General features: G+C 39.0%; 11 protein-coding genes and 2 pseudogenes. 6 read left to right on the top strand and 7 right to left on the bottom strand.

Translation table 11 applies throughout. The features are described 5' to 3' along the window. Positions 1–45 precede the first annotated feature (45 nt). From IG80_RS0108090 to IG80_RS0108065, 6 genes and pseudogenes are all read right to left on the bottom strand, one after another. A complete protein-coding gene (locus IG80_RS0108090; RefSeq protein WP_032113558.1) occupies positions 46–291 on the bottom strand; it encodes a hypothetical protein in 246 nt (81 codons plus the stop codon). Continuing rightward, positions 272–1,477, bottom strand: a complete 1,206-nt coding sequence (ltrA, locus tag IG80_RS0108085) for a group II intron reverse transcriptase/maturase (protein WP_156962095.1) — start codon at positions 1,475–1,477, stop codon at positions 272–274. Before ltrA ends, IG80_RS0108090 begins: the two co-directional genes overlap by 20 nt. Before the next feature lie 283 nt (positions 1,478–1,760). After that, positions 1,761–2,009 (bottom strand): hypothetical protein, encoded by a 249-nt coding sequence (locus IG80_RS0108080; protein ID WP_032113179.1) that lies wholly within the window; start codon positions 2,007–2,009, stop codon positions 1,761–1,763. A gap of 62 nt (positions 2,010–2,071) precedes the next feature. Next, a pseudogene (locus tag IG80_RS0108075) lies at positions 2,072–2,761 on the bottom strand (group II intron reverse transcriptase/maturase); the annotation flags it as partial. 798 nt (positions 2,762–3,559) lie between these two features. Continuing rightward, positions 3,560–4,018 (bottom strand): annotated as a pseudogene (locus IG80_RS0108070) (tyrosine-type recombinase/integrase); the annotation flags it as partial. 6 nt (positions 4,019–4,024) lie between these two features. Then, positions 4,025–4,621 (bottom strand): recombinase family protein, encoded by a 597-nt coding sequence (locus tag IG80_RS0108065; protein ID WP_052046266.1) that lies wholly within the window; start codon positions 4,619–4,621, stop codon positions 4,025–4,027. A 652-nt stretch (positions 4,622–5,273) separates the two neighbouring features. On the opposite strand from IG80_RS0108065, the gene IG80_RS0108055 reads away from it, so the two are divergent. Next, positions 5,274–6,152, top strand: coding sequence for a nucleotidyl transferase AbiEii/AbiGii toxin family protein (locus IG80_RS0108055; protein ID WP_032113556.1), 879 nt, complete (start codon positions 5,274–5,276; stop codon positions 6,150–6,152). Between the two features lie 44 nt (positions 6,153–6,196). On the opposite strand, the gene IG80_RS0108050 is transcribed toward IG80_RS0108055, so the two are convergent. After that, the gene (locus IG80_RS0108050; protein ID WP_032113555.1) at positions 6,197–7,303 is read right to left on the bottom strand and encodes a hypothetical protein; all 1,107 of its coding nucleotides are present in this window, start codon (positions 7,301–7,303) and stop codon (positions 6,197–6,199) included. Between the two features lie 104 nt (positions 7,304–7,407). Between IG80_RS0108050 and IG80_RS0108045 the strand changes: the two genes are divergently transcribed. The 5 genes from IG80_RS0108045 (at position 7,408) to IG80_RS0108025 (ending at position 11,933) form a co-directional block, all read left to right on the top strand. Then, on the top strand, positions 7,408–8,832 hold the full coding sequence (locus IG80_RS0108045) for a peptide MFS transporter (RefSeq protein WP_032113554.1): 1,425 nt from the start codon (positions 7,408–7,410) through the stop codon (positions 8,830–8,832). 13 nt (positions 8,833–8,845) lie between these two features. After that, the gene (locus IG80_RS0108040) at positions 8,846–9,745 is read left to right on the top strand and encodes a LysR family transcriptional regulator (protein WP_032113553.1); all 900 of its coding nucleotides are present in this window, start codon (positions 8,846–8,848) and stop codon (positions 9,743–9,745) included. A 568-nt stretch (positions 9,746–10,313) separates the two neighbouring features. Beyond that, entirely contained in the window at positions 10,314–10,859 is a 546-nt protein-coding gene (locus IG80_RS0108035; protein WP_032113552.1) for a hypothetical protein, read from the top strand. 10 nt (positions 10,860–10,869) lie between these two features. Then, entirely contained in the window at positions 10,870–11,535 is a 666-nt protein-coding gene (locus IG80_RS0108030; protein WP_032113551.1) for a hypothetical protein, read from the top strand. A gap of 2 nt (positions 11,536–11,537) precedes the next feature. Next, positions 11,538–11,933, top strand: coding sequence for a helix-turn-helix domain-containing protein (locus IG80_RS0108025; RefSeq protein WP_052046265.1), 396 nt, complete (start codon positions 11,538–11,540; stop codon positions 11,931–11,933). Positions 11,934–12,113 lie beyond the last annotated feature (180 nt).

Raw genomic sequence — 12,113 nt, 5'->3', positions numbered from 1 at the left:
TAGTAAGTTATTAGCAAATGCCGTAATAACTTCGTATAGCATACATTATACGAAGTTATACGAAAACCCCTTTTCAATCGGTGTAATCTTTGTCTTCTCTGTCGATAACTCAAGTCCAACTGTTTTAAGGAATTCAACCAGCTTTGGCATCACTTCGTTTTGGAGAAGCTCTGCTGAAGCCGCTGTGACTATAAGGTGAGTCAGCATCGGGAACTTCCCCCAATGCTGCTCGCAGAACGGTGCATGAACCTCTCGACTCACACCGCTCCCATTATCTAACCGGTGATCCAAGACCTAATCTCCAGTGAACAAATAATCCAGACTCGCGTTTTCTTACACGACCCAGCCAATTCCTTGCTCTGTGTCTATGCCTTTGGAATCTTTTGTATTTCCTCATAACCCATCGGATCAGATAACGCTCTATGTTACGCAAAAATGGATACATGGCCGATTTGTAGTATCGTCCATAGTAATTTACCCATCCTTGTACATAGGCATTGAACATCCTTGCTAGGTCATCAATGTTCTTGTCACTTCGCAGATGAATCTTCCAACTTCGGATTTCTTTTCTAATCCGATTTGCAGCTTCTTTGCTAATCGCGGGCGTAAAGTTTACAAAGCCCTTCCCCATCTTGTTCTTTGACAGACGAGGACGAAATGTGTACCCAAGAAAATCAAAACTTTCGTGCTCGTAAGAGCCCTTGCGATCCGAATCCTTACAATACACAATCTTTGTCTTCTCTGGATGTAACTCAAGACCACATTCTTTCAATCTGTTCCTGATTCCCTCCAGCACCTTTTCCGCTTGCTTTAGCGAACTACAGTGCGCCAAAATATCATCTGCAAAACGCTCATACTTTACATTAGGAAAGTATCTCCTCATCCACTCATCAAACGCATGATGCATGAATATATTGGCTAGCAAAGGGCTAGCAACTCCCCCTTGGGGAGTGCCTTTCTCCCTTTTGATCAGTTCTCCATCTTCTGTTTGTAAAGGGGCTTTTAGCCATCTCTCAATGTAAAGATGAATCCACTTCTCCTTTGTATGGAATTTTATTGCTTTCATCATCAATGAATGATCTAAGTTATCAAAGAAGCCTTTGATATCCAGATCAATACACCAATCCTGCCGCCAACAACGCTTCCTGGCTACTCCTACCGCATCCAATGCTGATCTCCCAGGACGATATCCATAAGAATCTTCATGGAACTTCGGTTCGACTATATTTTCCAAGTAGCTCTTAACAACTGCTTGTGCAATTCGATCCGAAACGGTCGGAATTCCTAATAAACGCTTACTGCCGTCAGATTTCGGTATTTCCACTGCCCTCACTGGTGGAGGAAAGTAGGTACCCGATGACATTCGATTCCATAACTTATAAAGGTTATCCTTTAAGTTTAATTCGAAATCTTCAATAGATTCTTCATCAACCCCAAAGGCCCCTTTGTTCGCCTTAACTCTTTCCCAAGCGGCCATTACGCTTTGCTTGGAAATACAAAATGGTTTCGTCTTACTCACTTCGTTCCTTCCATCTTCATGGTTGACTCAATAGTAAAACCAGATAACTCGACCCCTTCGCTCCATTAGCTTTCACTAACTTCCTCACTAATACGAGTCAATCCGCCCCTGTGCTCTGCTTTGGTACTCTAATCCTTGTGGGGCTTCCACTTGGATGTCTCCCTTTGCATCAGAGCACAAGTTCCCACGTTCCATATAAGAGCCTGAGTCAAGTTCATGCCACCTCTATGCCGGAGACCACTTAGCCAGTAAACAGGTTTCCGCTAAGCTTATCCCGAGTTAACGACTCCCCCTCGGTTTTGATCTCATCGATACGCTTTCGACACTTCAGCAGTGGTTTAATCGCTTCATCTCCTTGATTCTTACCTGATATCTTGCAAGATACCTTTTCTCTAACGCTCACCACCCTGGCTTTTGACCAGCGCAGCTTAGAGTGGTTTGAAGCCTCTTCCTGCAAAGCGGCTTCGGAGGGCCTACCTCCATCTCTCATACAGTTGCACACAAATTCAAATCATACTTCTGGCTTCATACAATCCTTCTTTGTGCTCGTGGCACACCGTCATCAGCATAACGGCAAAAGGCAAGATTCGGTAGCTCTCTTCTTATCCATGCATCAAAGGCATAGTGTAAAAATAGATTAGCAAGTAGGGGACTTATCACCCCTCCTTGAGGAGTCCCTTTTTCACGCACCATAATGGTTCCATCTTCATGCTGCAGGGGAGCTTTAAGCCACCGTCCTACATACAGAAGAATCCAGGGGCAATCACAATGAAAACGTAAAGCTCTCATCAGTCGGTCGTGATCCAGATTATCAAACAGACCTTTAATGTCAAACTCGACAACCCAATCATATTTCCAACATCGTTGCCTGGTGAGGGCAATAGCATCATGAGCTGATTTTCCGGGACGATATCCAAATGAATTCTCATCAAATATGGGTTCCACTATAGGTTCTAGTGCCATCTTCACAACCATCTGAGCAATACGATCTGAGACCGTAGGCACTCCTAAAAGGCGGATTCCTCCATCCTTCTTAGGAATTAGGACGCCCTTAACTGCTGGTGGAAAGTATGACCCTGAAGATAGACGGTTCCATATTTGGTAAAGATTTCTTTTTAGGTTTCTATCAAAGTCATTTATTGATTCTCCATCAATTCCTGAAACACCTCCTTTAGCTTTAACATGCTTATAGGCTTGCCATATAAGCTTCTTAGAAATTTCAAACGGTTTTGCTGGTTTCAACGGTTCATCCTTACGTTTTAAGTTGGCCTATTGTTACAGCTCAGTGGCCAAACCCCTTCACTCCATTGCCATTACAGCAACTTCATCACTACTACAAGCTTGTCCGCCCCTGCGCTTTGCATCAGTACTCTCATTCTTGTTAGGTTAACAACTTGAATTTCTCCCTTATCATCAAAGCAACAGGTTCCTGCAGTTCAACATAAGAGCCTAGATCAAGCTCACGCCACCTCTATGCCGGGTGCCGCCTGGCCAATAAACAGGTAGTCGCCAGGCTTATCCTGGAGCAACGAGAACTCTCCAGTTTCGATACCATTTCTAATCTTTCGACACTTGAACGGTGATTCACGTTTGTTCGTCTTCTTGATCTATACCTGATACATTGCTGTACCTTTTCCATAACGCTCACGACCTTGCCTCTTAAACAAAGCCGCTTATGGTGGTTTGTAGCCTGCTCCTGTAAACCGACTACGGGAGGTCTACTCCCATCTCTCATGCTGCTTGCTGCAGCACACTCTCATCAACTTTCCATCTAAATCCGAGCGGCTTGGCATACCAGCGTAATCTTTTCTCGAACTCTGGAGCATATCTTGGGGTTCCAGTCACAACAATGTCATTCGGTTAGTTAGGCAGTACTGGTTTTAGTCCCTTTTTTTCCCATCTTCTTTCCGGTTTTAATGATCGTCTTGGAAAAGACCTGCCCGGTCGAATTTTTTGCCGTACACGAAGAATCATGTGAATCACTTTAAAGGCCCGGTGTGAGGAATCGAGCGATTTGGGGCCACTTGCAAAAATACGCTCTTAAATTGGAAACTTTTTAATAACGCTTTCGTACTCAGATTGGGCGTCGGTGATGGAAAGTTTTGAATATATTTCAAGGGATTGGCGGCTTTCATGGCCAGAATAAGGTTGAATGAGAGCATCATCGATGCCTTGTTTTTTGAGCCAGGTAAATAAGAAATGCCGTAATTTATGTGGGGATATGGGTTGGGAAAGTCCTGCCTCTTTCGTGTAATTTTCCAGTATTTTTCTAATACCTCGATCAGTATAAGGTTTCTTTCGTATCGACTCAAAAAGATAAATTGCCCCTTTTTTGGCCATAGAATCGGCGTGAATTGCCAAGACTTCCTTAAAAATAGATGGATACGGAACTACTCGGTCTTTTCCCCCTTTGCCCTGATGGATACGGATTTGGCAAGATTCGAAATCTACATCGCTGAGTTTGATCTTAACAAACTCACTAACCCGAACACCTGTGAATCGGGGTTAGGGGAGCAATGGAACAGCCAACCGACTTAAGGAATCGCATATCCTCCTTTCCTCAAGTAATCGATATATTGTTGCATTATGGACATTGAAAGTTTTGGCTATTTCTTTAATTGATTTACCTTCCTGTAAAAGCCGCTGAGCCAACGCCTTTTGTTCATCGTTCATTTTTTTTGGTCTTCCAAAACGTACCCCACGCTTTAAAGCTTCCTTTCGACCACATGACGTGCGTTCACGAATTAGGTCACGCTCAAATTCTGCAATACCAGCAAACACAGTCATAATCATTTTACCAGAATGAGAAGTTGTATCTGCCCAAGGCTCTGAGAGGGAACAAAAAGACGCCTCCGCTGCTTTAATCAATTCTACTAACTCAAGTAAATTCTGGGTTGAACGGGCGAGTCTGTCCAATTTCCAAACGACTACAATATCGTTAGGGCGAAGCTGATCGATCAATCTTTGTAATTCAGGACGTTCTCTTTTTGATCCAGAAATCTTTTCTTGATAGATACGTCCACAGCCCGCTTGATTCAGAGCGGTTAATTGCAATTCCAAATTTTGATCAGTCGTTGAAACGCGTGCATAGCCAATTTTCATGATCTATCTCTATAATTTATTTGCAAAACATACAGCAAAAAGATAAAGTTTTGCAGCTAACTTTTGAGATAACTTTAAACTAGTAAATACTTAACCTGACCTATGATTGCAAAAATCCTGACTTTTGCAACGAAGATCAAAAGCTTGGAAAGCATTATCCTTTGTTCGTCGCAAAAATCATGCGCAAAAGTAAAATATTTTGCCATAGGTTTTGCAAAGAAAATTTCTCGTAAGAGGGCTTTATGAAAATTGGATATACAAAAGTTTTTTCTTAGACCAAACACCTTTGATATTGAGTTGGTTATTTTGAATAAATTGCCATATCACTCCTCTTCAAAAAAAGCCAAGGATCAGCTAGACGAGATGTGGATTAATGAGACGAATGAAGAAGCTGAAAAATTCTTTGATCTGCTTATCAATACCTATGAGGTAAATTTTCAAACGTCACTGATTAGGCATTTGGGTGTTGCTCAAATAATAATTTTATGTAACAAAATTTCCATCCTCTTGAGTTACGTTTACTCCTGTTTTTTAGCTGAAAAGATTCATATATGACAGCACATTTAATCAATACTCTCTAAAATTAAAAAAAATTGATAATTGCTCTGGTATAGTAATAAATAAGAAATATATTTAGTAAGATTATTAATCGATGTTAATTAGTAAATTAATTGAAGAGCAACAAGAAAAAACATCTATTGACAGATCTTTAATAGAACAAGATTATGCCATCTCTTGGCTATTGTATGGCTTTTCAAAAACCCAAGAACTTCGCCCTCATTTGGTACTTAAAGGAGGCACTTGCCTTCGAAAATGCTATTTTGATGACTATAACAGATTCTCACAAGACATAGATTTCTCTGTCATAGGTGATTACCCTAATGACGACGAATTAAATGATTTAATTCGTACTGCTTGCCAATTTACGGAAGAATCCCTACAAAGAAGAGGGCATGATGTTAGTGTTGTAGCTATCCCAATTATTATTAACAATCTGAAAAATTTTTTAGTGTCATTTAGGTATCCTTGGGAAAAAGAATACATTCCAAAAATTACAATTGAGCTTAGTTTTCCTAAAGGTACTTATTTTTCCATTTGCGAGAGAGAAATCACCCCGCCTTATAATGAGCCGCTCCATGCTTTAATAAAAACCTATTCTCTTGAAGAAATAGTGTGTGATAAAATATCAGAACTTTTAGATTTTAGTAGAAAAATAGATGAGGGAAAATGGGTTCGACACCGCGGTAGAGACTATTATGATTTGGCGATGAATTACTATGATCTGTGGCATATTCTGCACAAGGAGCCTTTTAAGCTTGATAAAAAGGCAATTCCTGACGCTACTAAAGTAAAATGCTTGGAAAAATCTATTCTTTTTGAGTCCATAGATGATTTGTTTAATGAAACTCTTATGAAAGATGTGGATACTTTTTGGAAAATATGGATAAAACAGTTTGTCCCCGACTCTCCCCCTCCTAAAAAGCAAATTTTACAAGAGGTGAGGGAAAGTCTAAAAGAAGTATTCCGTTAATGTTCTCAAGGATTCAATTAAACCGATCAGGAAATATAAATTTCTTAACCAAGTTCTATTAAAGCTTCTGCTCTCATCGCTAATACTCGGTCAGAAGAGCTAGCAAGGTAGCAAACTAGCTCTAATGCCCGTACTGTAAAAAGAACACTTTCATAAGTTTGCAAAGGAAGTTTTTGTGCCAGAGTATAAACCATATTATTGTGATTTTCTTGTCTGTTGATCTCAAAGTGACGTTGATAGCCTAATGCAGCTTCCGGCAAAGAGGATTTTTTTAAAATGTCGGCTATAGGATCTGACTCACCGTACTCCCCTCCTTCAAAAAATCCAACCATAGCGACAAAAGCCATAGGGCAAATTTCTATAGCTTTTTTAAAGATATCCATGGTGAGAGTCGTTTCTAAAGAAGGATCAATTTCTGTTGGGTTTTCGCACCCTAAAACCTTAAGAGAATGTTCCATGAGCTTGTCGTGGCCTTTTTCCTCTTTTAAAAATTGAGTGATCTCATCAGCTGCTTCAGGAAAATTACCCAGGCTTGTAGGTGCATATTCCTGGAATTTTTGCGTAATATAATGGGTTTGCCTGAGCATTCCTTTCATAAACTCAAAAAATTTCTTCTCATCATGCTGTCTTAGGAGGTCTAGACTATTGGGAAGGTTTACTCTGAATTGATCTGTTGTTGCATCAGCTTCCAACATCAACCCTCTTAAAAAGGTTATAACCGTTACAGGATCATAAAAGTCTGTTCCCTCAATTTGAGAGACTTGACAAATTTCTTCCAAACGCCATTGCCACTGAAGACTAAGCTGTAGATTGTGAAGGGAAGAATCGCTCCCTCTTAATACCCATCCGGCAAGCTCCCATGGAGTCTGTAGGGGAATGGCCTGTAAAACCTCATTAGGCATTATTCTTGCATTTTTAAGTTCCGTGCGAGGATTAATGTAGGCAACAGAATGATCACTTAGGATCCCCAGAAACTTTTGTACTTCCTCGTTATTGTTGTCTATATGTAAGAAGTCTATTGCTTTTTCTATCCAAGGAAAATCTTCTCTTGTGACGTCAATTTCTAAAGTTACCCAAGGAAGGGAAAGCGTAAAACCAGACTTGTCATTATACCAGCAGGTTTTCAAAGAAGGAAAAGGGATGTATGTCATTTTATTTTTATTAAGTTTATTTTGGTAAAAATAAAGTAAAGGTTACTTTATTTTGCTTAACTATATATCTTGTTACTTATGGAGACAAGTCAGGAGTTCTCAACATGCGCCCTCCCTTAAATATAACCAATAATCCTGCTTCCCTTTACCAATTAAGTTTTATCCAACTGCTCCAAAGCTTTACTTTTTACGGTATACGTTCTCTTCTTGTTCTTTATTTTACGCAAGGCATGTTTTTCTCAGATTCCCAGGCTCTCACCCTTTATGGCAACACAATGGCCTTCTTATATTTAGCTCCCCTTATTGGAGGGTTGCTTATAGATAAGTATTGGTCTAGTACCTTTAATTTAAGAATTGGTGTTACTATAACATGCCTTGGCACCCTTTTAATATCTCTGCCCTATGGGCAAACTTTTCTTTATGGCTTAGTGGTTTTAATCGTTGGTCAAGGTCTCTTTAAGCCTACCATCCCTTATTTAATAGATCAGCTGTATGTTGGGAAAGACCAAAATCGTAGTTCTGGTTATACATTCTATTATGTCATGATTAATGTTGGATCAGCGCTCGCCCCTTTTCTATGCGGAATTCTCAAGCAAATCTATGGCTGGCAAATTAGCTTTACTGCCTGTCTCTTTAGTGCTTTGATAGGGTTATTCTTTGCGTTTAGATATACCTCAGATACCTTTTCTCTCAGCCTTAACTGGCTGAAAATTATATTATTTAGTGCGGGAGGATTGGCAAGTAGCGTTTTTATATATTACTTCCTCAATTTTCCTCAGTGGATGGATTATCTTATTCTTTACCTCACCCCTCTGGTTGGCATTTACTTAGGTTATTTATATATCTCCTCTGAGAACAAGAAGAACACTCTCCTCATGTTTCTTGTCATCTTCTTGTTTTGCCTTTTTGCGGCTCTGTTTGAGCAAGCGGGCGGCTCTGTAACTCTTTTTATCGAAAAGCATATTAACCGAAGCATCGGCGGGTTCGAAAATCTACCCTCGTCTCTGTTTCTAGGTCTCAATCCTTTATTTACCATCACCATTGGATTTCTCCTTAGTCGACTGCTTAACCTTTCAGTTAACTTATCCCCTTTAAAGCAATTAGCCATAGGGTTTGCTGTTATTGCCATTGGCTTTAGTGTTCTATGGTTGAGCACTTTCTTTGTGACAGAATCCACAAGCCCAGGTGTTTGGTGGATTGTAGGTGCTTTTCTTTTTCATGCATTAGGTGAATTGTGCATTGTACCAATCACCCTTTCTTTAGCAACGAAATTTGCCCCTCAACAGAAGAAAGGGATTGTTATCGGCTTATGGTACCTTGCCGCTGCTTATGGTCATTATCTTGCCGTTTGGTTGAGTAAATCTATTTTCTTGAAAGCGTCTTCAAGCTCTAGCGCCCCTGTTTCGTCGGTAGAAAATTTCACACAAGTATTTGCCATCACCACTGAAATTGCTTTTGCCTGTGCTATGGTCTTACTAATTTTAAGCTTTTGGCATGGTAAAACTTTTTCTTATATGTCCTCAAAGTAAAGGAGTGTGTGGTATGGAATGGGATAAAATCAAAGTTTTCTATACAGTTGCCCAAGAAGGAAGCTTCAACAAAGCCTCCAAGCGGCTCAATGTTACCCAATCCGCCATAGGACGTTCTATTTCTATTCTGGAACACTCTTTAAAAACAAAGCTTTTTATCCGTAATGCTCGAGGAGTGATTTTGACAGAGGATGGAGAAACTCTCTTCCACCATGCACGGAACATGATTATTGAAGCAGAGAATGCCATCACAGCAATACAACAAAAAAAGAATGAAGTAAGCGGACAACTTAAATTAACTACAGGATTTGGAATGGCAAGTACTAGTCTATTCGAACATATAGCTGATTTTGCCAACCTTTATCCAGAAGTAGAAATTAACTTAATATGTAATGATGAGAGCCTTGACCTTAAAACTAGAGAAGCAGATATCAGTATAAGAAACTTTGATTCTCTTGGAGGAGATACTCTTATTCAGACCTTTTTAACTACCCGCACTCAGCACCTTTACGCAAGCCCAGAATATCTTAGGGAAAGAGGAATTCCAAAAGCTCTTGAGGATTTAGAAAATCATCGTTTTATATCCTTTAATAACCCTTATCGCCCTCTACCTTATGGTAAAACAGAATGGATTCTTAAGATTGGTCGTGAGGAGAATCAATCTCCTCGTAAACCTTATATGGTTGTTAACTCAGTAGAGTGCCTTTATAAAGCAGCAACTAAAAATTTAGGAATTATTGCTTTATCTTTTGACTCAGAACTTTTAAAAGCAAATAAATTAATCCAAATACTTCCTCTGGTGCACTCTCCGCCAGAAAAAATGTATATTGTTTATCCTGTTTCACTTAAATTAGTTAAAGTTGTTAAAACACTTGAAAAGTTTCTTATTAGTCGCTACAAAACTCAGGGATAAGTCCAAGGTCTCTGAGAAATAACTTTTATTTTTTTTATAATCATTTTTCTTTCTCTTTTTTCAAAAATTTAATTACCTAGTAATAAAGTTTATGGATAACTCCAAGATCTGTGAGAGATGGCTTTTACCTTACTTATTTTCATTCTATAACTCTTACCCTCAAGCTTACCCTCAAGCTTACCCTCAAGCTTACCCGCCCTCACTTTAAGACTTCTCTTAAAAATATTTCAAGGATAAATTAACCTTAAATTTAAAATTTATGCGTTAGAATTTAACTTTTGGTTGAGTAATAAACTTTAAAAAAGAAACATTTTTTGGAACCTTTAAGATAAATTACTTCTAAAAAATAAAAGAAAAAATTTTATTCCAGCTATCTTATAAATAAAAATTTTACAACTATTAATCTCCTTTTACCTTATTTTTTCATTTTTTGGCTCAAAACCTAGTTTTTTTAAAAAATAGTTGTCTATTTTACTCACAGCTGAAAATAGTCTTTTTAATTACCTATTTTTTTCAACAATCCCTATTAAAGCTGGAGTAGCACTTAAACAACGAGAAAAACGAGCACATGGACATTTTAGATAACAAGGAAAGTAGGAAAGCTTCTTCTTTTCAGATTCGTCCAAAACCACGCTCTGATAAAGAGTTTTATTTTACAGGCGAAGATAACTTCTTTGGCTTTGAGGGAGAGGCCGATCTTGTCATAAAAAGCGCGCCTCTTTTCCTCTCAGATATTTTAGTTGTCGGAGAAGAAATCCTTGTCTGTCAAAACGTTAAATTCAACAAAGATCAGTGCTATTCAAGATTATTTGAAAGGCATTTCCTCAAGTTGATCAGCAAAGCTCTCGAAGAACTTTATAGGTTTAGCATGTTCCATCAGCTCCCCGGCGCGCTTATTCTTCTTTCCCAAGAAGAAATAACCCCACTAACAGAGTTGCAGAAGCATTGGCTGAAGGACTTCGTTGATTTATTCAGTTTTGTGGAACTATCGCCCAAAAGCGTCCATCAGCTGTATTTGCCAACAAACCTTATAAGTTTTCAGAATTATTGTGAGCTACATGCCCTTTTAGAGCAAAGTATATCCTCAACCTCATCACCCTTATCTAAGATTTAGGAAAAACCAAATGAATACCCCATTGAAAAATAGTCAAGATAAAAGACCAATTACAACACCAAAAGCATCCTTTATTTCAGGCCAAAGCACAGTATTTTCCTATACAGTAAAAAAGGGACTTTCCACGGTTGTTTTATCTCAACAGGAAACGGGGTTCTCCCTTTCAATGAAAATGGAACAACTCGAGGGCACGCTTCGCGTAACAAAATTTACACTAGCACGTAATGCGCAGTTAAAATATTTAAGCCAAAACCTCAATAATGCCGCCCTTCTTGAAATTGTGGTACAAGCTCTGGTGATTTTGTTTGCGTGTGCTGAACAATGCTATGCTTGCGAAATACTCTTTATGCTGTCTCAAGCTGATGCAACCCATCTTACCGATTTTGAAAGTTTTTTTGATGCTACTGCGTCTTTGGATACACGAGAAGGAAGCAAAAGTTCTTTTACTGTTTACAATACGCCAGAGACTCGGGAATTCTTAGAAGAAAAGGTAGAGACTATTAAAACCAGACTAAAACAGGAGCTGTGGCAAGCGCAAAGAGAGGATCGTTACATCAAAGATTTCTTACAAAATCATCCACGAGGAATGCTGCTGCCCTGCGTCACTTTAAAAACCGAAGATGTCAACCCTAGCATGGGAAATGTAATTCCTTTCCCTCAAAGCAGAAGGAAATAACAATGGCTAATGACCCTTCAGCTAAAAACAAAAGAAGCAGCAGCGCCAAAGATCTTTATATAGCTAAAAAATTACGCGAACGGCGGATTGAAATAGGATTAAATCAGTCAGACTTGGCTAATATGTTGGGGGTAACGTATCAACAGGTGCACAAGTACGAAAAGGGTATTGATCGCATTCCCGCAGGCCGGCTTTTTGAATTCTCCAAAATTTTATCCGTACCGCTTTCCTTTTTTGATGAAGAAGGTGAAGGAGAAATTTCTCCGTTGGCAGCGAAAAACCTGGTTGTTACATGCGCAAACATGCAAAAAAGAAAAGTCAGACTCAAATTTCTTAAATTAAGGGCAACTCTAACTGATATTAAAACACAAGAAGAATATGACGTGGAGATTTCTTGAGATGCAGTTGTTCGTAACATTGTCTGTTAAGGAGAGCACCCCTTTTTAAAAAGGGTGTTTGTGACGGTGATTGACAAACCTCCGTTACAGACAATGAACGACGCGCCCATAAAGCTAATCCTTTACCTTGTTAAGTATATGTTTTCTTAATTTTGAATAAACTTATTTCTTTGAATTTAA

The sequence above is a fragment of the Candidatus Paracaedibacter symbiosus genome (assembly GCF_000757605.1).
GTDB lineage: Bacteria > Pseudomonadota > Alphaproteobacteria > Paracaedibacterales > Paracaedibacteraceae > Paracaedibacter_A > Paracaedibacter_A symbiosus.
The sequence above is the reverse complement of the archived record's forward strand: the minus strand, read 5'-3'. Positions and strand labels throughout refer to the sequence as shown.